The sequence below is a fragment of the Rugosimonospora africana genome (assembly GCF_016862975.1).
Classification (GTDB): Bacteria; Actinomycetota; Actinomycetes; order Mycobacteriales; family Micromonosporaceae; genus Rugosimonospora; species Rugosimonospora africana.
This window is the reverse complement of the sequence record NZ_BONZ01000077.1, coordinates 54,573-75,288: the sequence shown is the minus strand read 5'-3', so window position 1 is coordinate 75,288 and position 20,716 is coordinate 54,573. Positions and strand designations below refer to the sequence as shown.

Annotated in this window: 21 protein-coding genes and 1 pseudogene; 7 read left to right on the top strand and 15 right to left on the bottom strand. The window is 69.4% G+C overall.

Annotated features, from left to right (window positions below; all coding sequences use genetic code 11):
• Window positions 1–19 precede the first annotated feature (19 nt).
• Window positions 20–1,390: a ribosome biogenesis GTPase Der gene (gene der / locus Raf01_RS36570; RefSeq protein ID WP_203922715.1), complete on the top strand. Its 1,371-nt coding sequence runs from the start codon at window positions 20–22 to the stop codon at window positions 1,388–1,390.
• Window positions 1,391–1,474: 84 nt separating this feature from the next.
• Here the strand turns inward: der and Raf01_RS36565 are convergent, their stop codons facing one another.
• Both Raf01_RS36565 and Raf01_RS36560 read right to left on the bottom strand, forming a co-directional pair.
• Complete coding sequence (locus Raf01_RS36565; protein ID WP_203922683.1) at window positions 1,475–2,866, bottom strand: right-handed parallel beta-helix repeat-containing protein; 1,392 nt, start codon at window positions 2,864–2,866, stop codon at window positions 1,475–1,477.
• Between the two features lie 141 nt (window positions 2,867–3,007).
• Window positions 3,008–3,862 carry an alpha/beta fold hydrolase gene (locus Raf01_RS36560; protein ID WP_203922682.1) on the bottom strand — a complete coding sequence of 285 codons (855 nt, stop codon included), beginning with the start codon at window positions 3,860–3,862 and terminating at the stop codon, window positions 3,008–3,010.
• 94 nt (window positions 3,863–3,956) lie between these two features.
• Between Raf01_RS36560 and Raf01_RS36555 the strand changes: the two genes are divergently transcribed.
• Window positions 3,957–4,493: a TetR/AcrR family transcriptional regulator gene (locus Raf01_RS36555; RefSeq protein ID WP_203922681.1), complete on the top strand. Its 537-nt coding sequence runs from the start codon at window positions 3,957–3,959 to the stop codon at window positions 4,491–4,493.
• A gap of 70 nt (window positions 4,494–4,563) precedes the next feature.
• Here Raf01_RS36555 and Raf01_RS36550 read toward each other — a convergent pair whose 3' ends face one another.
• On the bottom strand, window positions 4,564–5,019 hold the full coding sequence (locus Raf01_RS36550) for an ArsI/CadI family heavy metal resistance metalloenzyme (RefSeq protein ID WP_203922680.1): 456 nt from the start codon (window positions 5,017–5,019) through the stop codon (window positions 4,564–4,566).
• Window positions 5,020–5,094: 75 nt separating this feature from the next.
• Here Raf01_RS36550 and Raf01_RS36545 point away from each other — a divergent pair, with 75 nt between their 5' ends.
• From Raf01_RS36545 to Raf01_RS36535, 3 genes are read left to right on the top strand one after another with little or no spacing between them, the layout of a single operon-like run.
• Window positions 5,095–5,466, top strand: coding sequence for an ArsR/SmtB family transcription factor (locus Raf01_RS36545; protein WP_203922679.1), 372 nt, complete (start codon window positions 5,095–5,097; stop codon window positions 5,464–5,466).
• Window positions 5,463–6,197 (top strand): aquaporin, encoded by a 735-nt coding sequence (locus tag Raf01_RS36540; RefSeq protein ID WP_203922678.1) that lies wholly within the window; start codon window positions 5,463–5,465, stop codon window positions 6,195–6,197. Before Raf01_RS36545 ends, Raf01_RS36540 begins: the two co-directional genes overlap by 4 nt.
• Window positions 6,197–6,610, top strand: a complete 414-nt coding sequence (locus tag Raf01_RS36535; RefSeq protein WP_203922677.1) for an arsenate reductase ArsC — start codon at window positions 6,197–6,199, stop codon at window positions 6,608–6,610. The genes Raf01_RS36540 and Raf01_RS36535 overlap by 1 nt, the downstream gene beginning before the upstream one ends.
• A 22-nt stretch (window positions 6,611–6,632) precedes the next feature.
• Here the strand turns inward: Raf01_RS36535 and Raf01_RS50065 are convergent.
• The 3 genes and pseudogenes from Raf01_RS50065 to Raf01_RS36525 form a co-directional block, all read right to left on the bottom strand.
• Window positions 6,633–6,938: pseudogene (locus tag Raf01_RS50065) on the bottom strand (SMI1/KNR4 family protein); the annotation flags it as partial.
• A gap of 78 nt (window positions 6,939–7,016) precedes the next feature.
• Window positions 7,017–7,691: a hypothetical protein gene (locus Raf01_RS36530; RefSeq protein WP_203922676.1), complete on the bottom strand. Its 675-nt coding sequence runs from the start codon at window positions 7,689–7,691 to the stop codon at window positions 7,017–7,019.
• A complete protein-coding gene (locus tag Raf01_RS36525; RefSeq protein WP_203922675.1) occupies window positions 7,681–8,793 on the bottom strand; it encodes a hypothetical protein in 1,113 nt (370 codons plus the stop codon). Before Raf01_RS36525 ends, Raf01_RS36530 begins: the two co-directional genes overlap by 11 nt.
• A gap of 211 nt (window positions 8,794–9,004) precedes the next feature.
• Here Raf01_RS36525 and Raf01_RS36520 point away from each other — a divergent pair, with 211 nt between their 5' ends.
• Window positions 9,005–9,796: a helix-turn-helix transcriptional regulator gene (locus Raf01_RS36520; protein WP_203922674.1), complete on the top strand. Its 792-nt coding sequence runs from the start codon at window positions 9,005–9,007 to the stop codon at window positions 9,794–9,796.
• A gap of 150 nt (window positions 9,797–9,946) precedes the next feature.
• Here Raf01_RS36520 and Raf01_RS36515 read toward each other — a convergent pair whose 3' ends face one another.
• The 7 genes from Raf01_RS36515 to Raf01_RS36485 all read right to left on the bottom strand — a co-directional run bounded on the left by Raf01_RS36515 (window position 9,947) and on the right by Raf01_RS36485 (window position 17,403).
• Window positions 9,947–11,206 carry a right-handed parallel beta-helix repeat-containing protein gene (locus Raf01_RS36515; RefSeq protein ID WP_203922673.1) on the bottom strand — a complete coding sequence of 420 codons (1,260 nt, stop codon included), beginning with the start codon at window positions 11,204–11,206 and terminating at the stop codon, window positions 9,947–9,949.
• Between the two features lie 161 nt (window positions 11,207–11,367).
• The gene (locus Raf01_RS36510; protein ID WP_203922672.1) at window positions 11,368–12,633 is read right to left on the bottom strand and encodes a right-handed parallel beta-helix repeat-containing protein; all 1,266 of its coding nucleotides are present in this window, start codon (window positions 12,631–12,633) and stop codon (window positions 11,368–11,370) included.
• 429 nt (window positions 12,634–13,062) lie between these two features.
• Window positions 13,063–13,485, bottom strand: coding sequence for an SH3 domain-containing protein (locus Raf01_RS36505; RefSeq protein ID WP_203922671.1), 423 nt, complete (start codon window positions 13,483–13,485; stop codon window positions 13,063–13,065).
• A gap of 309 nt (window positions 13,486–13,794) precedes the next feature.
• A complete protein-coding gene (locus Raf01_RS36500) occupies window positions 13,795–14,682 on the bottom strand; it encodes an aminoglycoside phosphotransferase family protein (protein ID WP_203922670.1) in 888 nt (295 codons plus the stop codon).
• A gap of 93 nt (window positions 14,683–14,775) precedes the next feature.
• Window positions 14,776–15,747 carry an Acg family FMN-binding oxidoreductase gene (locus tag Raf01_RS36495; RefSeq protein WP_203922669.1) on the bottom strand — a complete coding sequence of 324 codons (972 nt, stop codon included), beginning with the start codon at window positions 15,745–15,747 and terminating at the stop codon, window positions 14,776–14,778.
• A 3-nt stretch (window positions 15,748–15,750) separates the two neighbouring features.
• A complete protein-coding gene (locus tag Raf01_RS36490) occupies window positions 15,751–16,719 on the bottom strand; it encodes an Acg family FMN-binding oxidoreductase (RefSeq protein WP_203922668.1) in 969 nt (322 codons plus the stop codon).
• A 219-nt stretch (window positions 16,720–16,938) separates the two neighbouring features.
• The gene (locus Raf01_RS36485) at window positions 16,939–17,403 is read right to left on the bottom strand and encodes a pyridoxamine 5'-phosphate oxidase family protein (RefSeq protein WP_203922667.1); all 465 of its coding nucleotides are present in this window, start codon (window positions 17,401–17,403) and stop codon (window positions 16,939–16,941) included.
• A 199-nt stretch (window positions 17,404–17,602) separates the two neighbouring features.
• Between Raf01_RS36485 and Raf01_RS36480 the strand changes: the two genes are divergently transcribed.
• The gene (locus Raf01_RS36480) at window positions 17,603–18,250 is read left to right on the top strand and encodes a response regulator (RefSeq protein ID WP_203922666.1); all 648 of its coding nucleotides are present in this window, start codon (window positions 17,603–17,605) and stop codon (window positions 18,248–18,250) included.
• A gap of 23 nt (window positions 18,251–18,273) precedes the next feature.
• Here Raf01_RS36480 and Raf01_RS36475 read toward each other — a convergent pair whose 3' ends face one another.
• Window positions 18,274–19,032 (bottom strand): hypothetical protein, encoded by a 759-nt coding sequence (locus Raf01_RS36475; protein ID WP_203922665.1) that lies wholly within the window; start codon window positions 19,030–19,032, stop codon window positions 18,274–18,276.
• A gap of 70 nt (window positions 19,033–19,102) precedes the next feature.
• Window positions 19,103–20,695 (bottom strand): sensor histidine kinase, encoded by a 1,593-nt coding sequence (locus Raf01_RS36470; protein WP_203922714.1) that lies wholly within the window; start codon window positions 20,693–20,695, stop codon window positions 19,103–19,105.
• Window positions 20,696–20,716: the final 21 nt, after the last annotated feature.

Below are 20,716 nucleotides of genomic sequence, written 5' to 3'. Positions count from 1 at the left end.
ATCGCTGGACGACGTCGACCTGGGCGTCGACGGCGACCTGGACGCCGGCACCGGCGTCGACGGCGACCGGGAGGGCCCGGCTCCGGTGGTGGCCGTCGTCGGGCGACCCAACGTCGGCAAGTCGACCCTGGTCAACCGCATCATCGGGCGGCGCCAGGCGGTGGTCGAGGACGTTCCCGGGGTGACCCGCGACCGGGTGGCCTACGACGCGCAGTGGAACGGCCGGCGGTTCACCATCGTGGACACCGGCGGCTGGGAGCCCGACGCCAAAGACCGCGCCAAGGCCATCGCCGCGCAGGCCGAGGCCGCGGTGGCCACCGCCGACGTGGTGCTGTTCGTGGTCGACTCCCGGGTCGGCTCCACCGACGTGGACGAGGCCGCGGTACGCATGCTGCGCCGCAGCGCGAAACCCGTGCTGCTGGTGGCCAACAAGGTCGACAACGCGACGATGGAGATCGAGTCGACGTCGCTGTGGTCGCTGGGGTTGGGCCAGCCGTACCCGGTCTCGGCTCTGCACGGCCGCGGCTCGGGCGACCTGCTGGACGCCGTGCTGGAGGCGATGCCGGCCCCGGCACCGCCCGACACCCCGCGCCCGCGCGGCCCGCGCCGGGTGGCGCTGGTCGGGCGGCCCAACGTCGGCAAGTCCAGCCTGCTCAACCGCCTGGCGCGGGAAGAGCGTGCGGTGGTCGACTCGGTCGCCGGTACCACCGTGGATCCGGTGGACAGCCTCGCCGAGATCGGTGGGCAGACCTGGCAGCTGGTGGACACCGCCGGGCTGCGTAAGCGGGTCGGCCAGGCCAGCGGCACGGAGTACTTCGCGTCGCTGCGTACCAACGCCGCGATCGACGCCGCCGAGGTGGCCATCGTGCTGCTGGACGCGAGCGAGCCGATCATCGAGCAGGATCAGCGGATCCTGTCGATGGTCACCGAGGCCGGCCGGGCGCTGGTGCTGGCGTTCAACAAGTGGGACCTGGTCGACGAGGACCGCCGGTACTACCTGGATCGGGAGATCGACCGGGAACTGCGCCGCATCCCGTGGGCGATCAAGGTCAACGTGTCGGCGAAGACCGGCCGGTCGGTGGACAAGCTGGCACCGGCGTTGCGCCAGGCGCTGGCGAACTGGGAGAAGCGGGTACCGACGGGGCAGCTGAACCAGTGGCTGACGGCGCTGGTACAGGCGACTCCGCACCCGGTACGCGGGGGGCGGGCGCCTCGGGTGCTGTTCGCCACCCAGGCCAGTACGAGCCCGCCGAAGTTCGTGCTGTTCACCACGGGGCTGCTGGACGCGGGCTACGTGCGGTTCGTGGAGCGCAAGCTGCGCGAGGAGTTCGACTTCGAGGGCACGCCGGTCGAGGTGACCGTACGGCCGCGTAAGAAGCCGTCCCGCTGACAGTCCTCTGAGGACTGTCCCTTGTGGATATCGCAGCGCGGGCGCAGGTACCAGGACCCGCGCCCGCGTGGCGTTCCTCTGCGATCAGCCGAAGCAGTTCGGGACCGCGTTGGTGCTGCCCGTGCAGTTGGTGGGACGGTTGGCGACGATGACCGAGTTCTGGTCCACCGTCACCAGGTTGTTGTTGGTGGCGATCCCACCGGGCGCAACCGTCGAGAGGTTCGCGGTGACCCGCGCGGCAGTGAGGGTGAGGCGCCCACCCTCGTTCGAGATCCCGCCAGCCTGCGAGGCGGTACCGGTGGCCCGGTTGAGGCTGACCTGACTGCGCCGTACCACGACGTTGCTACGGAGGTTGCGAATCCCGCCGCCGTTGCCGCTTGTCGCGGTGTTCCCGTTGACCTCGCTGTCCTCGATCACGGCAGAGGCTACCGGGGTCAGCGCGGGGAGGAACAGAGCGTAGACGCCGCCGCCCCCGTCGTTGCCGGTAACCGTGTTGCGGTCCACCGTGGTACCGGATACGTAGAGGGTGCATCCCACGCAGAAGATGCCGCCGCCAGCGGTGGCCGTGTTGTCGGAGACGGAACTGTCGGTGATTTTCGTGACCGCCTCCGTGCTGGTGATGCCGCCACCTTCGGATGCACTCGTGTTGTGGTCGATCCTCGCCCTGTCGATGACGGCGGCCTTCCCGTCGAAGAGCCCTCCACCCTCATCCTCACTGGTGTTGTAGCTCACCTCGACATTGCGCACGGTCAGCTGGCCCTCGTTGGAGATCCCTCCGCCCAGGTCCTGCGCGTTGTTGTTGCTGACCCGGCTGAGGGACTGCGCCGTGGCGCTGGTGGTCTTCGAGTCCTTGCCGTTGTCGTCTCCGAGGACCGCGGTGATGCCGTAGTTGGCGATGCCGCCGCCGTCGGAGGTGCTCTGGTTGCGGGTGACGGTGGTGTTGTGGAGGGTGGCTTGTCCGCCGGCCTGCACGAGGATGCCGCCGCCGCCCGGTGAGTCGGGTGCGAAGCCTCCGGTGATGGTGAGATTGTTCAGCGTGAGTCTTCCGCCGACGCCGACGTTGAGGATGCGGAAGTTCGTGGCGCTGGCGGCGCGGGTGATGGTGGCGTCCTGGCCGTTGATGGTGATGGGTTGGGTGATGATGGGCAGGCCGTCGGCGCCTTGGTTTGTGGTCAGGGTGTAGGTGCATCGTGGGGTGAGCGTGAGTTGTGCTCCGCCGTTGGCGTTTGCGCTGACGATTGCTGCGATGAGTTGGTCGGCGGCGCAGGGGATGAGTTGCTGGTTTTGGTTGGCGGTGGACGGCGGGTTTCCGGCGTTGGCCCCGCTGGCTTCGGCTCCCGCGGCTGCGCCGCTGAACGCGGCGATGCTGGCTACTCCGGTCAGTCCCGCCAGTCCGGCGGTGTACCACCGCGCCCGTCGTCTTCGTGGCGGTGCCGCTGCCGCGATACCTCGGTGTGTCAATTGATCGTTGAACATCGAATTACCTCACCCTCTCTGCAAGCACATGGGCGGACGCGCAGAGGTGGCGCGAGTTGCCATGAACCGGACGCGGATGCTTGATATCACCGTAGGGTAAGGATTTCTCACTTTAGGTTCATATCCGAGATAACCGCACGTTTAGGGCATGAACCCCTCCGGGTCGGTCGTCGCTAGTCCCAGGGTGTCGCCCGTCCGGCTGTCGCCGCCGAACGCCGAGTTCGCAAGCGATGTGAGCTCGGCGGCCACGGCGGCCGGGCTGGTCGTGTGCGGGAGATGACCGCTGTCGATGACCACGAGCCTCGATCCGGGGATCAGGTCCCGGGCCGTCTCGGCGGCGCCGAGCGGCAGGACGGGGTCGTGTCGCCCCCAGATCAGCACGGTGGGGGCTGTGATCTTCCCGGCCTGGGCCCGGAGGTCGTGCTCGGGAAGGTTGAAGCTGCGCCAGATGTCGGTGACCGCCGCCAGCCCCGGGGTGGTGCGTGTGATCGCGATGGCGTCGGCGCGCGCCCGGTGGTCGGCGGCGGTGCGCGGGCGCGTGTACGCACGGGAGAACAGCGGATAGATACGGCGGACGAACCATGGGTGGCTCATCAGCGCGCAGAAGACGCGGCCGGGGAGCCGGGAGCCCTCGAAGCCACCCCCGTCGATAATCATCAGGCCCTTGACCAGGTCGGGCCGCCTGATGGCCAGCCGGGCCGCGACGTTGCCGCCGACCGAGTTGCCAGCCAGGACGGCGCCGTCGGGCGTGAGCGATTCGAGGAGTTCCTCGACGATCTGGGCCAGCCGCAGTTCAGTGGACGCCGCCGTGCCGGCCGGGGACCGGCCATGGCCCGGCCAGTCGACGCCGATGCTGCGGTACCCGTCGGGGAGCAGCCTGCGGATCTCGTCGTAGTCGTGTTGGTCATGGCCGCCACTGGGCAGCAGGACGATCGGGTCGCCGCTGCCGAGGCAGTCGTAGGCGACCGTTCCGCCGGATGTCGAGACTGTGGTCATGGGCCGAGCCTACTACGGTGACCGACCGGTCGGTCAGTCACAAATTCCCGCGCAACGACGGCATATACTCCGGGCGGTGGCAGAAGGAACTCGAATGGCCGGCGCGCTGCAGACGCGCGAGGCGCTGCTCGACGCCGGCGCGGCTCTGGCTGAGGAGCACGGCCTCGCCGGCGTCAGCGTGAACATGGTGGTCGCGCGGGCGGGGGTCGCCAAGGGAACCTTCTACGTGCACTTCAAGGACCGCGCGGCATTCGTCGATGCCATGCACGCGCGCTTCCACGCGCGGGTCGAGGCCGCCGCCGGCGAGGCGATCGCGGGCCTGCCGCCCGGTGCCGAGCGGCTCTTCCGCGGTTTCGAGGCTTACCTTGACGTCTCGCTCGCGAACAGGGGCGTCAAGGCGCTGTCACTCGAGGCCCGCTCGGATCCGACCGTGCAGGACTCGATGGCGGCGCGGCGCGAGCGCCTTGCCGCAGCGGGCGTGGCCGATCTGGAGGCCATGGGCTGGGACGACGCCGGAGCGGCGGTGCAACTGCTGGCCGCGATGACCCGGGAGATCTCGGTACTGGAATTCGACGCCGGCCATCGGCTGCCGGCATCACGCCGCGCGCTGAAGCGGTTCCTCGGAATCTGAATCGTCCGATCAGGACCTCCGACAAGCCAGATCGTCCCAGATCGCAAGGCGCCCACTCGGACGGCCGAGGCTAGCAGCAGGCCGTCGACTTCTCGTCACCGTCGCTGGCCGTGGCTTCGCCGCAGCAGCAGGCGCTGTCCTCGGCCTTGTTCAGGTTGTCGGCGTCGCCCTTGACCACGTAGACCTCCCACGGCTCGTTGCCCGGTCCGTGCACCCACACTTTGTTCTGCAAGGCGTAGCAGCAGGTCGTGTCGTCCTCGGTGAGCGTCATCAGGCCGGTGTCGGCCAGGCGGGTGGTGGCGGCTTTGACCTCGTCCTCGCTGAAGACCTCGACGCCGAGGTGGTCCATGACGGTGGGCTGGTCGGCCTCGCCTTCGAGCAGGACGAGCTTGAGCGGCGGCTCCTCGACCGCGAAGTTGGCATAGCCGGGGCGGCGCTTGGCCGGCTCGACGCCGAACAGTTTCGAGTAGAACGCGACCGATCCCTCCAGGTCGGAGACGCGCAGGGCGAGCTGGACGCGGGACATGACCGTACCTCCCTGATTAGATGTCCTTCTAAGCAGAAGCTTGCACGCTGCCTAGACAGTTGTCAAACTAGACCGGTGTCTAGACAAGAGCTGCCTATCCTCGACGCCTCCTGCTGCACCCCGCTGACCAGCGAGGCGCTGACCGAGGAGTCGGCCGTCGACCTGGCCAAGGGCTTCAAGGCGCTGGGCGACCCGGTCCGGCTGCGGCTGCTGTCCCTGATCGCCTCACGCAAGGGTGGCGAGGTCTGCGTCTGTGAACTGACCGACGCGTTCACCCTGACCGGCCCGACAATCTCCCATCACCTGCGCGTGCTGCGCGAGGCCGGGCTGATCGACTGCCAGCGGCGAGGCACCTGGGTCTACTACTGGATCATCCCGGCGAAGCTGTCCGCCCTGTCTCAGCTGCTCGACGTGCCGGCCGCGTCGCCCGACGCGGTCTCCGCGTGAGCCTGGCCCGGCGGGCCTCGGCCGAGTGCGCCGGCACCGGCCTACTGGTCGCGGCCGTGGTCGGGTCCGGGATCGCCGCGACCCGACTCTCACCGCACGACGTCGGCCTGCAACTGCTGGAGAACGCGTTGGTCACGGCGCTGGCGCTGGGTGCGTTGATCCTGACGTTCGGGCCGGTGTCCGGCGCGCACTTCAACCCGGTCGTGTCCCTGATGGACTGGTGGTTGGGCCGCCGTACCGGGACCGGGCTGACCGGGCGGGACCTGTGCGCCTACCTGGTTGCCCAGGTGTCCGGCGCGATCGGCGGAGCGATCCTCGCCGACATGATGTTCGGCCTGCCGGCCGTGGCCTGGTCGCACACCCATCGAAGCGGGCCGCACCTGTGGCTGGCCGAAATCGTGGCCACGGCCGGGCTGGCGCTGCTCATCTTCGCGCTGGCCCGCTCGGGCCGCACAGTGGTGGCTCCGGCGGCGGTCGGTGCGTACATCGGCGCGGCGTACTGGTTCACCTCGTCGACCTCGTTCGCGAACCCGGCGGTGACGATCGGCCGGATGTTCACCGACACCTTCGCCGGCATCGCCCCTTCCTCGGCCCCGGCCTACCTCGCCGCGCAGCTGCTCGGCGGGCTGGTCGCCGTGGCCGGTCTGTCCTGGTGGTACCCGTCCGCCGGGCAGGCCGCGAACGTGGTGGTCGTCCCGTCGGTCATGTCCGATCTGAGCCGGAGACCATGATGAGTGACAAGCCGAGCGTGCTGTTCGTCTGCGTCCACAACGCCGGCCGCTCCCAGATGGCCGCCGGGTGGCTGCGTCACCTGGCCGGTGACCGGATCGACATCCGCTCGGCCGGCACCGAACCCGCCGAGCAGATCAACCCCGTTGCGGTCGCCGCGATGCGCGAGGTCGGCATCGACATCACCGATCAGAAGCCCAGGGTCCTGGACAACGACGCCGCGCGGGACAGCGACGTCATCATCACCATGGGCTGTGGCGACACCTGCCCGTACTTTCCCGGCAAGCGCTACGAAGACTGGAAGCTGGAGGATCCCGCCGGGCAACCCCTCGACACCGTACGGCGGATCCGCGACCACATCCGCGACCGGGTGCAGGTCCTTCTCGGGCAGCTACTCCCTGACCGCTCCGTCTGAGCTGTGGTTTCAACCGGTGGCCCTCCGCGATCCAGAACGCACTGCCCAGCTCGCCGCACAGGCTGAATCCCGCGGTTCGACCGACCGCGGCCAACGAGACCACCCCGACGTGGTCATCCGCCCACGTGGTACGGCTGGGAGCTGCGTGGGCACCCCGGGCGAAGCGACCGCCATTGTGCGCACGGGCGAGGGCGACGTACGCCGCCGGCAGCCGCCGTCCAACCTCTGCCTCCACCGTTCGCACAAGCTCGTCAGTCAGCGGGGCCTCGAACGGCCCGGACTTGTCGAAGACCGTCGAGGGATCGAGCACGGGCCGACCATAGTCCATCGCCTTATGGCTCGATAACGGGTGCGCCGCGAAGACGTGGGCGACGCCTCCGCCGCTGAGGACGGTGGTGCTCGTCGATTACGAGGGCCGTGTCGCTGGGGACGCCGGCAGGCGCTGCATTGCTGCCTGTAGCTTCGATCGGAGATCGTCCACCGCCTGAGACAGTTCGTCGCTGGGCAGATCGTCGATCCTCTGATCGCCGAACGGGCGGGGCTTTCCCGCATCGTCCAGCGGATGCGCCCAATACGACGCGATGTTGCGTGCGAACGCCAATACCGGCTCACCATCGGCAACCGGAAGTCCCGGTAGGTCGGACTTTGTCACCGCGTCTTCCGGCACCGGTTCCCGCAGCGTCTCGGATAGCTTCTGGATGGCGTCCACGGTCGGTCCCAGCGAGTTCAGATAGGCGCTGAGCAGCTTCGGCATGTCGGAGCTTCGCACGAGCGGCGACGCTGGCCACTGACGGCCGTCCGGGAGCGGGTACTTCGAGGGGGACCGCTGAACTTCGCTCCGCGCGTGTACTTCGGGCTCGTGGTCGAGCGCGTCCATGACGGAGACCGGCGGGATCGATGTCAGGATCTGTTGCAGCTGGCCGATCATCACGGTCCGCGGACGGCTGCTCGTACAGGCATCAACGGCCGCGCCCACAACGGCCCCTGCCGCCGCTACGCCGGCCAGCCTGAGCACGTCGCGGCGGTGCAGCTGGGGCATGCCCAACCACGTTGTCGACGGTGTCGGCTCCTCAGCTTCCACAGGTCAGCTCCTTTCCAAAGTTCGGGACGGCGTCGGCCGCGACGGATGCACAGCAGAACAGCTTCGATGCCTCCGTGTTCTGGCGGTACCTCTGCTGTTCCCCTTCCAAAGCCAATTGCTCCTGCGCGAATTCGTGGACCTTGCCAACGTAATTCCCGATGATGATTCCGGTGGCGATCGCCATCCCCACGACTACCAAACATGCGGCACCCAGGGCGATGATGACTGGCCACGGCTTCGATGCCGCGTTGGCCATGACGTCGACAACCAGCACGGCCGTCGCCAGCGACACCGCTCCGATGACGATTCCCGCAGCCGCGTCCGAAGCTGCGACAGCCACGAGCGTGCCGCCGGCGACCGCCGCGTCAATCGCCTCGATCAGTTTTCCGAGCAGGGTACGTGCGCCTTCCGACGCGCCCTTGAACACGCCCGTCACTGTCGACAGCGACAATGCGGTGCCGGCCGCGGCCCAGGCGGCGAACGCGACCGCTGCCATTTTCTTCAGGTCTGCGGCCTCCTCCTTGGCGCGCTGGCCCGACGCGCAGTGGGCTGCCCCGCTGTTGCGCGCGGACGTCAGGCCGTTGAGCGAGGAGACACAGAGGGAGCTCTTCGTCGGGCGAGGTGTCGTGCAGATGTCGCTTGCGATGTAGGTCGCCAGGTTGACTGTGACCGTCCAGAATCCGTTCCCGTTGTCAGTCGGTCCGGCATCCGGCGGGCGATTGCAGGCAAGAAACAATCTGCACCACTGATTGTCGGGGCCGGGGTCGAGTGGACTGTCGGTGGCGCGGGGGAGCGTCCACGTGACCGGCTCATCGGCCGAGCCCTTGGCGGCGCCGATGTAGAACCATTCGTCCCTGCTCGGGAGACTCTTAGCGGAGAACGCGCCGATGAGGCCGTACCGGGGAACCTCCGGCATCAGCCACCCGCCCGCCGCGTCGGCGCGCATCTCGACCCACCCGCTCGGCGGCGTTCGCCCGGTCAGGAAAACGCCCGAGCCGATCTCGCCGGTTGCTGCCAACCACGCGATCCGGTCCGGCCGCCAGATGCGGTTGTCTCGCAATGTGCTGGGCCAGCCGGAGACCTGCGGGCCGACTTCCACCACGCCCCACCGATCTCGCGTCCGAGACGTTGGCCCGACTTTGACGATCAACGGGTGCGTAAAGAGAGGCGTTGGCATTGCGGTATCTCCTTTACCGGTTGCGGAGGCTCGATCGCCAGCCTGTTGAACGCGACCGCGCTGTGCCAGTGGCCATCTCGCCACCTTGACAACAACGGGATCGCCTACTACGTGAGCCGGCTGGTTAAGCTGTCGAATGACTGGGGAGGCCGGGGTGGACGAGGCCGCGCTGTTGCGCTGTGGGCTGCGTGCCAGTAACGCGATCGTCAATGACGAACCGTTCGAAAAGATCTTGACTGACGGGCTGCGTCACACCGTCGGCGCGGACACCGCGACGATCACCATGTGGCGCCACACGCCGGCCGGCCTGCCCTCGATGACGGTGTCTGGCCAGGACGTGCCACCACAAGGAGAATTGCGCGCCTGGACCGAGAGGTTCGGCGATCATCCGTACTTCGCCCACCTGCTGACTACTCGCGATCCGCGCCCGTACCGGACCAGCGACTTCATGCCGTTCGATCGCTTCCGGAACACGACCGTGTACCGCGACCTCCTCGCTCAGTACGGGCTGCGCCACCAGCTTGCCGCGACCCTGACCTTCACCGATCAGGAACTGGTGTTCATCGGGTTGCTGCGCAGCGGGCAGGACTTCTCCGATAGCGAGGTCCACGCCGTGGCGCACGTGCGGAAAATGGTGTCGGCCGCACTCGCGTACCGAACCGAGGTGCGGACCATCCGTGCAAAGATCGGACTCAAGCCGTTCGCCGAGCCGGTACGCGAACTCACTCTGACCGCGCGGGAAAACCAGGTACTGCGGCTCGTCGCCGCGGGGCATACCAACGATCAAGCCGCCATGCGGCTCGGGGTCAGCACCCGCACCGTGCGCAAGCACCTGGAGTCGGTCTTCGCCAAGGCACAGGTGCCCAGCCGAGCCGCCGCCGTGGCCTGGTGGCTGCGCCAGTCCGGCGATCCGCGGGCACAAGGCTGAGCTGAGCCACGGCGTGTGCTCCGGTAGCCGGCTGCCGCTGACCCGGTGACGAGCGACGGCCTCGGCCCCACGCGGGCCTGATCAGACTCGCGCGGGGCCGGATTTGTTCGCTGTCGACGTCTGCCAGCAGTTGCCCTGGCGACTGCGGGATCAGCCGAAGCAGTTCGGGACGGCGACGGTGCTGCCCGTGCAGTTGGTGGGACGGTTGGCGACGATGACCGACTTCTGGTCCACGGTGATCCGGTTGGTACTGTTGAAGACCCCGCCAGCGACCGCCGAAGAGTTCTCGGTGATCTCGGCCGCCGTGAGGGTGAGAGCGCCGGCGAAGTCGAAGATTCCACCACCCCGCGAGGCGGTGCCGATGGCTTGGTTGAGGCTGACGTGGCTGCGCCGTACCACGAGGTTGGCGCTGCCGTTGTTGATGCCGCCGCCGTCACCCGAAGCGGTGTTCCCGTCGACCTCGCTGTCCTCGACCACGGCAAAGGCCGACCCGCCCAACGGGGCCGGAACGCTCTGGTTGAAGATGCCGCCGCCGTCGTCGGTCGCCGTGTTGTGGTCGACTTTGGTGCTGCTCACGTAGATGGTGCTCGACACGCACTCGATGCCTCCGCCGTCGCCGTCGGCCGTGTTGTCGGAGACGGTGCTTGCGGTGAGCTTCGTGACGGCGGCGACGGTGGTGAGACCGCCGCCGCTGGAATCCGCAAAGTTGTCAACGATGCGGGTCTGTTCCAGTACGGCGGTGCCCCGGTCGGTGATGCCTCCGCCCTCGATGTCGCTGGTGTTGTCGCTGACCTCGATGTCCTTCGTGGACAGCTGGCCCTGGTTGTAGATGCCTCCGCCGGAGACCGGGGTGCTGTTGTTGGCGACCTTGCCGCCTCCGTGGCCGTCTCCCAGGACGGCGGCAATGCCGTAGTTGGCGATGCCGCCGCCGTTGGTGGTGCTCTGGTTGTGGGTGACGGTGGTGTCGTAGAGGGTGGCCCGGCCCCCGGCTTGGACGAGGATGCCGCCGCCGCCCGGTGAGTCGGGTGCGAAGCCTCCGGTGATGGTGAGATTGTTCAGCGTGAGTCTTCCGCCGACGCCGACGTTGAGGATGCGGAAGTTCGTGGCGCTGGCGGCGCGGGTGATGGTGGCGTCCTGGCCGTTGATGGTGATGGGTTGGGTGATGATGGGCAGGCCGTCGGCGCCTTGGTTTGTGGTCAGGGTGTAGGTGCATCGTGGGGTGAGCGTGAGTTGTGCTCCGCCGTTGGCGTTGGCGCGCACGATCGCCGCGATGAGTTGGTCGGCGGCGCACGGCACCGGTGCTTGGTTGCCGCCTTGGGTGGTGGCGGTCGACGACGGGTTTGCCGTGCTGGTGGACCCGGTTGCTTCGGCTGCCGTGGCTGTCCCGCTGAACGCGGCGACACTGGCCATTCCGGTCAGACCCGCCAGTCCGGCGGTGTACCACCGTGTCCGTCGTCTTCGTGGCGGTGCCGCCGCCGTGATACGCCGGTGTGTCGGTTGCTTGTTGGACATCGAGTTACCTCACCTTCCATTGACGGCATTGCACAGCGGTTGCCCGGGCGAGCACCGGATCAGCCGAAGCAGTTCGGGACGGCGAAGGCGCTGCCCGTGCAGTTGGTGGGACGGTTGGCGACGATGACCGACTTCTGGTCCACCGTGACCAGAGGATCGTTGGTGAAGATCCCGCCAGGCGCTACCGTCGACGAGTTTTCGGTGACCTGGGTGGCGGTGAGGTCGAGCCTGCCGGACGAGTTGGAGACCCCGCCGCCCTGCGAGGCCGCGCCGATGGCCTTGTTGAGGTCGACGTGGCTGCGTCGTAGCACGAGATTGCTCAGGCGGATGCGGATCCCCCCGCCGTCACCGCGCGCGGTGTTTCCGTTGATCTCGCTGTCCTCGACCACGACGGAGGATGACCCGATCGTGGTGAAGCCCTCGATGTCGATGCCGCCGCCGTTGCCGGTGGCTGTGTTGCGGTCGACCGTGGTGCCTCGCAGGTACACGGCGCTCAGCAAGGAGGCGATGCCGCCTCCCCCGCTGCCGGCTGTATTGTCGGAGACGGAACTGTCGGTGAGTTTCGTGATCGCGGCGGCACTGGTGATGCCACCACCGTTGGAAGCCGCCGTATTGTGGTCGATTCGGGTCTGTTCCAGTACGGCGGCCCCTTGGTCGATGAGCCCACCACCCAAACTTCCGCTGGTGTTGTAGCTGACCTCGACGTCCTTTGTGGACAGCCGGCCCTCGTTGTAGATGCCTCCGCCGGAGGTCTGGGAGCTGTTGTTGTCGACCCCGTTGCCTCCGCGGTCGTCTCCGACGAGGGTGGTGATGCCGTAGTTGGCGATGCCGCCGCCGACCGCTGCGCTCCGGTTGCCGGCGACGGTGGTGTTGTGGAGGGTGGCCTGTCCGCCGGCTTGGATGAGGATGCCGCCGCCGCCCGGTGAGCCGGGTGCGATGCCGCCGGTGATGGTGAGGTTGGTCAGCGTGAGGTTCCCGCCGACGCCGACGTTGAGGATGCGGAAGTTGGTGGCGGTCGCGGCGCGGGTGATGGTGGCGTCCTGGCCGTCGACGGTGATGGGTTGGGTGATGATGGGCAGGCCGTCGGGGCCTTGGTTTGTGGTCAGGGTGTAGGTGCATCGTGGGGTGAGCGTGAGCTGCGCGCCGCCGGCAGCGTTGGCGTGCACGATCGCCGCGGTGAGTGCGTCGGGGGAGCAGGGGACCGCCTCGTTCGGGTTGGTTGCCGCAGCCGTCCCGCTGAGTGTGGCGACGCTCGCTACTCCGGTCAGTCCCGCGAGTCCGGCCGTGTACCACCGCGCCCGTGCCCGTCCCTGAGCGTTGGACATCGACGTCACCCATCCTCTCCGCCGGTGATAGTGCCGCGCTGCTCGAAGCAGCTCAAGTCGCCATAAACTTCGCGTAGCGATCGAACATCACGGTATCGCGAAGGTTTCTCGCGACGGGGATTGATCGGAGAGAAACGCACGTTTGGGGCACAGACCGCCCACCGGTCTCCGCTTGTCTGGTGGCCCGGCCGCGATGACTACCGCCGACATCGCCCGGCGGATACGTCGATCGCCGATCCGATGGAGGCGCCTCCATCGGATCGGCGATCGGCTCATTCGATGCGGATGGTGCTTGTGCCGCGGATCTGACCGTGGGCGAGAGTGGCGACCGCGGTTGCGACGCCAGGCGGCTCGTACTCGGCGACGACCCGGACGGCGGTCGCTCGGCTACCGATCTTCAGATCTAGCCATGGCTGAGGCGACAGGTCCTCAGCACTCGGCGAGGCTGCCATTGTCGGTCAGGTAGCTATCCCAGACCCATCCCTCGAATTCGGTTCCATCGGCGCGTACGTGGGTCCAGGTGTTACCCGCGCTGTTCCTGACATAGCAGTGGTACTGGAGCAGCACGGTGGAGTCGACGTAGAAGGAGACGGCACAGCCCGAATTCGGTCCGTCATGGACCGCCACATCCCCGTCGCTCGCGAACACGTGGCCCGTGTCGGAGTCCTTGTTGGACCATGCGGGGTGGGTACACGCCAACGGTTGCATGTCACGGGCCGTGTCCGCCGTCGCGGTCGTCGCCGTTGAGCGGGCTCCTGTCGCGGACTGCGCAGACGCGGCGGTGGCGGTTGCACCGAGAAGGCCGATGGCCAATACCGCCGAGCCTGCCAGGACGCTGACTTTCGCACGCATGCTTCGCACCATGGACTTCCTCTCTTCGCCTGGAGACGTCATCGATCATGACGTCTATCAACAAGCGTTGGCCAACGCTTGTTGGCAACGTATTCGCGGATGACGGTCGATGTCAATGCATCCCGATCTATGACCATCGACACGTCTCATCGCGAAACTGCCGGCCGCTTGTCAAACGTCGGCCCGGCAACGGCGGTGGTCAGCCCAACGCGGCAGCCCAACGCGTCGATCGGCCGCCCGGGGCCGATCCGGGGCGCATCGGGCTTCTACGCCTGAGGAGCGGACATGTGAGGTATGCGACGGTGTGCCTCAGGTCTCCCGGAGCACCTGATCGATGGTGTGCCGGCCGACGCCGGCCATCCTCGGGTGCTCTGCCTCGTGCAGGAGCACCGCGGTACCCATGTTCAACGCCCAGCCCCGGGCACGGTCCCAGGTGTCGGCGTCGTACGTCGACCCGGACCGCTCGTCGAGGCGGGCGCGGAAGGCGCGGCGGTCCTCGGCGTCGAAGACCAGCCACGCCGCGGCCAGATCGGTGGCCGGGTCACCGGCGGTCAGGTCGCCGAAGTCGATGACGGCGGCCAGCCGCCCGTGTTCGACCAGCAGGTTCGCCGGGTGCGGGTCGCCGTGCAGCCACAGCGGCGGCCCGGCCCATCCGGGTACCGTGACCAGCCGGTCCCACAGGGTGCGTAGCCGCTCGGCGTGCGGGATCGCCCCGCTTGCCAGCCGCTCGTACACGGCGCGGGTGCGGGAGGACAGCGGTACGCCGCGCACCGGATTGTGCGGCGCGTCGCCGGGTGCCGGCACGTGCAGGTCGGCCATGAACCGTGCCAGGTCGGCGACCAGGCCGCCTCGCTCGTGCGGTGGCAGGTCGGAGGCGGGGCGGCCGGCCCTCCAGCGGGTGATGCTCCACGGCCAGGGGTACCAGTCGGTGGGTACGCCGACCCGGACCGGCACCGGTACCGGGATGTGCAGGCGGCCGGCGAGCACCGGCAGCCACCGCTGCTCGTTGAGGATCAGTTCGGCGGCCACCCGCCGGCGCGGCAGCCGGACGCACAGGTCGTCGCCGAGCCGGTAGAGCGTGTTGTCCCAGCCGTTGCCGACAAGCGTCAGCGGGCCGGCGAGGTCCGGGTGCTGGGCCTCGATCAGACGCGCGACCAGATCCTCGTCGATGGCGATGTCGGCGACCGGTCGATCCATCACCGCATCATCGGTCATCGACCGGACTCGCCGGCTGCCGGTGTGCTCAACGGGTGGCCGGCCGGTTCGCTGGCCAGCCGGGGCGCTGAACCCTCAGCCGTCGAGGACCTCGTCCAGCGGGCGGCGGCGGGTGGGGTAGCCGGGCTGGCTGTACCCGATGCGCAGCACCAGCTGCGGTGCTCCCGCGCGGCCGACGCCGACGCGTAGCCGCTCGCGTGCGGCGGGGACCTCGATGGCCTGGGACAGCATCGACACCCCGAGCTGCTGTTCCGTCGCGGTCAGCAGGACGCGCTGCAGCGCCTGACCGGCGACGAGCTGATCGTGGACCGTGTCGCCGGTGGTGCCGAGCACCGCGACGAGCGGTTCGGTTTCGAAGTCGCGTCCGGGTGCCCGGGGGCCGGCGCCGAATTCGCGCATGGCCAGCAGGTCGTACGGCTCCGGGCCGAGCCCGGCGGCGTCGGCGGCCACGCCGTCCGGATCCTCGTGGCCCCGACGGCTCCACGCCGCCAGTTCGGCACGGTAGCCGGCGTCCCGGTTGAGCGTGGCGTCGGCGGCGCGGATCACCTCGGACACGACGGACAGCGGAGTGTGCCCGATGAGCAGTTCCAGCCACGCACCCTCGTCCCTGGCCGCGCGCACGAGCTCGGCCCGGCTGGACGCGGGCACCGGCTCCGGCCGGAACGGGCGGCGGTTGCTGTGCCGGCGATCGATCGCGGCGTGCAGCGCGACCTCGCGGGGTGTGGCGGGCCGCGGCCTGCCGGGCGTCAGCCGGGCCAGCAGGTCGGGCTGACCCGCCTGCGGACGCAGGAGCACCTGTGCCGGCCGGCCCGCCACGGCGAAGGCGAGGCGGGCATTGAACAGGGCCGCGCCGCAGGCCAGCCGCACCGCCCAACCGGAGGGATCGGCCACCCGCAGCTGCCGCCGGGGATCGGCCAGGATCTCCAGCGTGTCGCCGTGGATCCGGAACCGCCACGGCTGGGTGTTGTGCATGGACGGGGCCCGGATCGCGGTCGCGACCGCGGCGACGAACAGCGCCCGGTGCGGGGTGCTGGTCCGGCTCTCCATGGTCTAGGGCCGTTCGATCGTCTGGTCCGCGCGCAGGCGCGGCGTGTGCGGCGCACCGGCGTGGTCGGGGTCCGCCACGCCCAGGCGCAGCACCAGGTACGGCTCGCCGAGGTCGGCCAGCAGGCGCCGCAGGGCGAGGCGGGTGGCGGGCACCTCGGTGGCCGCCGACAAGGGCAGCACCGACAGGCCCAGTTCGGTGGCGGTCAGCCAGGCGTCCGACAGCGCCTCGCCGGCGCGCAGCCAGCCCGTCGCGCAGTCCTGCTCGCCGTAGAGGATGGCGAAGGTGGCGCCCGTGTCGTGCTCGGCGCTCACCGGCAGCGCCCCGGCGTGCCCGAAGTCGCGGCTGGCCACGGTGGTCTGGGTCGGCCGATCCGGGATGGCGGCGTCGGGTACCCCGGTGCCGGTCGGCCGGGTGCCGCCGGTCCAGTACGCCAGCTCGGCCCGCCACGCCTCCTCGGCGGCTTCGGTGCGCTGCGCGAAGGACACGGCGGAGGCCAGTTCGACGATCCGGCCGGCGGGCACCACGTGCAGCCGGGCGCCTTCGCGCTCGACGGCCGCCATGACGGCGCTCAGCCGGTCGCCGTCGACCGGGGTGGCGGTCACCGGGCGCCGGTCGGTGTGCCGGATCTCGATGGTCTGTACCCGGCGCAGCGCCCGCGCGGTCACCGGGATCCGCCCGGCGGTCGTGATCGTCGCCAGGTGGTCGGCCTCGGCCGCCTCGGGCAGCCGAATGACCCGCGCGTCCCAGCCCTGCGCCGACAGGGCGGTCCGGGCGTGGTGCAGAGCGGCCCCGCAGCTCAGGACGGCCAACCGGCCGTCCGGGTCGGTGATGCCGAGCCGGCGGCTGTGGTCGGCGTACAGGTCCAGTACCTCGTCGTGGACGCGCCAGTGCCACGGCTGGCTGTTGTGGATGGACGGCGCGTACCCGGCGGTCGCGGCGGCCCGGGCGAGGGCGTCGGTGATCGGTTGCACGGCGGGTCTCCCTACGAACCGGTGTCCTGGTCGCCTCCACGCTGCGCCCGCCGGGCCGCCGCCGGCAGGGCCAGAGGTCCCGATCGTCCGGGACCGGGTCGTCGGACCCGGGCGGCCGCCATCCGCCCAGGCATGCGCCAGGGCGATGGGGAGTACGGGATCGCGGCGGTCGGGTTGCGGTGCCGGCGTGCCGAACGCGAGCCCGGACGGTGTGCCGTGTCAGCTGAACTGGACCGGTATCCGGTGATCAGGACGGCCGTCCTTGGCCAGGATCGAATGCTCGTCGACCTGCACCCGGTAGAAGCGCAGCCCGGTGTCGCCCTGGACGTCGGCCGGTACCCAGGCGACACCGCCGTGGCTCAGCGACCGCCGGGAAAAGACGTCGATGCCCTCGGTGATCTCCTCGCCGGTGACCTCGACCGCCCGTGCCCGTAGGTAGACGCCCTGACCGGTGCTGATGCGTGCGCTCGAGTCAAAGATGGAGATCCCGACGTCGGAGCGCGTCGCGATGTTGCGCGAGTGCGTCACCTCGGGCGAGGAGACCCAGTAGAACCGTGTGAAGCCGGCGTGTGCGAAGTACACCGGGGAGGACCATGGCTGCCCGGTCGCATCCGCGGTCGCCAGGACCATATACAGGCTCTCGTCGATGATCCTGCGTGCGATGTCCTCGTGCTGTTGCGGCATCAGACAGTCCTCGCAAAGGTCGGTCGTGAGACGTCAGGAAGAGCCTAGGTGCGTTTGGTGCCCGGACGCACCGGTGTCGGCGCACGGCCTACCCGGAGCACCGGACGAGACCACCGCCCCGGCCTGCTGGCAGAGAGGTCCCGGCCGGCCAGGGCCGTTCGGCCCTGCCGACGAAGGGCAGGGCGCGGTAGAAAGAGGCATGATCCGTGTTTTCCTGCTGGACGACCACGAGGTGGTGCGCCGGGGCCTGGCCGACCTGTTGCAGGCCGAGGGCGACATCGAGGTGGTCGGCGAGTCCGGTTCGGCGGTGCAGGCCACCCAGCGCATCCCGGCACTGCGCCCGGACGTCGCGGTGCTCGACGCCCGGCTGCCCGACGGGAACGGGATCGATGTCTGCCGCGACGTGCGGGCCGTGGACTCGTCGATCAGGGGGCTGATCCTGACCTCGTACGAGGACGACGAGGCCCTGTTCGCCGCGATCATGGCCGGTGCGTCCGGGTACGTGCTGAAGCAGATCCGGGGTACCGATCTGGTCGACGGGGTGCGCCGGGTGGCCGCCGGGCAGTCGCTGCTGGATCCGGCGGTCACCTCACGGGTACTGGAGCGGATCCGCAACGGCATCGAGGAGCCCAACGAACTCACGTCGCTGACGGCCCAGGAGCGGCGGATCCTGGAGTACATCGCCGAAGGGCTGACCAACCACGAGATCGCCGAGCGGATGTTCCTGGCCGACAAGACGGTGAAGAACTACGTCTCCAGTGTGCTGTCCAAACTGGGGCTGGAGCGCCGTACCCAGGCCGCCGTACTGGCCACCAAGCTGCTGGGCGCCGAGCGCCGCGCCAGGTAGCCGGAAAGCCGGGGACGTCGCGGTTATCCCCGAACCGTCCACGCGACCGCCACAGCGACGGCGGCCACCGATACGACAGCGATCCGCCTGCCGTGTTCCCGGAGCATCCAGCGGATCCAGAACGCGTAATCGGCTCTCGCGGCGATTCTCTGCCGCACGTTGGGCAGCGGGATACGCCGCCTGCCTCCGCCGGGCACGGCGACCACGCACTCAGTGACGAGCGTGAGCACCCGCGCGACCGGCGAGAGCGGCGTGACGTCGAACTGCCAGCACGCGTCGGGGGACAAGGACTGCTCCCACGCGTCGCGTGGACTGATCGCGAAGCCGTCCCCGATCAGGGTGACCCGCATCAGATCGTCCGCGCCCGAGCCCGCTGGCCCGGCGTCCGCCGCGCGGCCGGCCAGGTCCGCGAGGTCCTCCTGAAGAGGCTGGTACGCGGCGATGCCCACCTCGACGCGCCCCGGCAGGCCCTGCCACATCTGGGTGGGAAGGGCGAGGGTCATCAGCCCCTCCCGGGTCGAGTGCTCGATGGGCCGGATCCCGTCGTCGCTCCACCGGTAGGAACCGGTGCGCCTGCTGCGGACCACCTGTCGAAAGCCCAGCCGGTACATCTCGGCGTCCCGCACCGCCTGCAGCGACACGTGTGCGATGGCGGCGACGAAGAGCGCCGGGAGCAGTGTCGCGACGATCGGCGGCAGGCCCCAGCGAAAATAGACGGCGAGCGCCGGGAGGATGGGCAGATATCCCACGGCGAGGTTGCGTATCAGCCTGGCGGTCCGCACCTCCTGAGCCTGTCAACGGATTGCCGAGGAGGCAATCGATCGATCAGAGGAGCGGGCGACCGCGCTGGGACTACAGCGGAACCGTCCACTCCACGGTGATCCCCGAATCGCCCGTCGCCGTCACACGTACCTCACCGCCGTGCCGGGCGGCGCGTTGCCGGAGGTTGAGCAGTCCACTGCGTTCGTCCACATCGGACGGTACGCCGACCCCGTCGTCGGCAACGGTGAGGCGCAGCTGTCCCTGAGTCACCGCCACCCGTACCGTCACCGAGGTGGCCCGCGCGTGCTTGACCACATTGGACAGTGCCTCGCGTAGCGCGGCGAGAAGGTCCGGGCGCACCTGCTCGGGTACCACGCTGTCGATCGGCCCGTCCAGCCGCAGCCCCGGGCGGAAGCCCAGCGACGCGGCGGCGGCGTCGACCGTGGCGTGGATGTCCGCCCGCAGGGTGGCCGCCACCGGGCTGCGCAGCTCGAAGATGGCCGAGCGGATGTCGCGAATGGTGTTGTCCAACTCGTCGACCGCGCCGCCGATGCGCTCGGCCACGTCCGGGCGGGCCAGTCGCGAGGTTGACTGCAGTTGCAGGCCGGTCGCGAACAGCCGCTGGATGACGACATCGTGCAGGTCCCGCGCGATGCGCTCGCGGTCCTCCAGCACCACCAGCAGCTCCCGCTCGTCTTGGGCGCGGGCCCGTTCCAGAGCCAGCGCCGCCTGACCGGCGAAGCTGGACAGCAGGCTCACATCCACCTCGTCGTCGAACCGTCCACCGCCGGGTTCATGGGCGATGACCAGCAGGCCCTGTACCGTGCCGGAGGCCGCCAACGGCGCGATCATCGCCGGTCCGCCGCTGACCTGCACGGGCCACGTCGCCGCCGTGCGCAGGTTGTCCACGACGACCGCCCGCCCGTCGCCGATCACCGTGCCGAACGTGCCGTCTGTGGACAAGAGCGTCACACCGGGCAGGCCACGGTGGTCCGGGTTCACCACCTCGACGGTGAGCCGCCCGGCGTCCGGGTCGTGCAGCAGGACCATCACCACCGCGGCACCCGACACCTCGCGGGCCCGACGTGCGACCAGTTCCAGCGCCGAGGTCCGCTCGACCTCGCCGAGCAGGACGTTGGTGATCTCGGCGGTAGCCTCCAGCCAGCGCTGCCGGTACCCGGCCGTCGCGTACAGCCGGGCGTTGTCGATCGCCACCCCGGCCGCCACCGCCAGCGCGCTGACCAACTCCTCGTCGTCGCGGGTGAACTCCTCGGCGTCGCGCTTCTCGGTCAGGTAGAGGTTTCCGAAGACCTGGTCGCGGGCGCGGATCGGGACGCCGAGGAAACTGCGCATCGGCGGGTGGTGCGGCGGGAAGCCGAACGAGCGCGGATGCTCGGCGATGTCGCGCAACCGCACCGGATGCGGCTCGTCGATCAGCAGCCCGAGCACCCCACGGCCGGTGGGCAGGTCGCCGATGCGCCGGTGCTCCTCGACGCTCAGCCCGTCGGTGATGAACTCCACCAGCCTGCGGCCCGGGCCGATCACCCCCAGCGCCCCGTACCGGGCGCCGGCCAGCCGGACCGCCGCCACCACGATGCGCTGCAGGGTGCTGTGCAGATCCAGGTCGGTACCGATGCCGACGACCGCGTCCAGCAACGCCGAAAGCCGCTCGCGGCTGGACATCACGTCGCCGACCCGGTCGAG

Coding starts and splice junctions, on each gene's coding strand:
- Raf01_RS36565 (WP_203922683.1), bottom strand. CDS start 2,866: ATGTTCAACGATCAATTGACACACCGAGGTATCGCGGCAGCGGCACCG.
- Raf01_RS36560 (WP_203922682.1), bottom strand. CDS start 3,862: ATGACCACAGTCTCGACATCCGGCGGAACGGTCGCCTACGACTGCCTC.
- Raf01_RS36555 (WP_203922681.1), top strand. CDS start 3,957: ATGGCCGGCGCGCTGCAGACGCGCGAGGCGCTGCTCGACGCCGGCGCG.
- Raf01_RS36550 (WP_203922680.1), bottom strand. CDS start 5,019: ATGTCCCGCGTCCAGCTCGCCCTGCGCGTCTCCGACCTGGAGGGATCG.
- Raf01_RS36535 (WP_203922677.1), top strand. CDS start 6,197: ATGAGTGACAAGCCGAGCGTGCTGTTCGTCTGCGTCCACAACGCCGGC.
- Raf01_RS36520 (WP_203922674.1), top strand. CDS start 9,005: ATGACTGGGGAGGCCGGGGTGGACGAGGCCGCGCTGTTGCGCTGTGGG.
- Raf01_RS36515 (WP_203922673.1), bottom strand. CDS start 11,206: ATGGCCAGTGTCGCCGCGTTCAGCGGGACAGCCACGGCAGCCGAAGCA.
- Raf01_RS36510 (WP_203922672.1), bottom strand. CDS start 12,633: ATGTCCAACGCTCAGGGACGGGCACGGGCGCGGTGGTACACGGCCGGA.
- Raf01_RS36505 (WP_203922671.1), bottom strand. CDS start 13,485: ATGCGTGCGAAAGTCAGCGTCCTGGCAGGCTCGGCGGTATTGGCCATC.
- Raf01_RS36500 (WP_203922670.1), bottom strand. CDS start 14,682: ATGGATCGACCGGTCGCCGACATCGCCATCGACGAGGATCTGGTCGCG.
- Raf01_RS36495 (WP_203922669.1), bottom strand. CDS start 15,747: ATGGAGAGCCGGACCAGCACCCCGCACCGGGCGCTGTTCGTCGCCGCG.
- Raf01_RS36485 (WP_203922667.1), bottom strand. CDS start 17,403: ATGCCGCAACAGCACGAGGACATCGCACGCAGGATCATCGACGAGAGC.
- Raf01_RS36480 (WP_203922666.1), top strand. CDS start 17,603: ATGATCCGTGTTTTCCTGCTGGACGACCACGAGGTGGTGCGCCGGGGC.
- Raf01_RS36470 (WP_203922714.1), bottom strand. CDS start 20,695: ATGTCCAGCCGCGAGCGGCTTTCGGCGTTGCTGGACGCGGTCGTCGGC.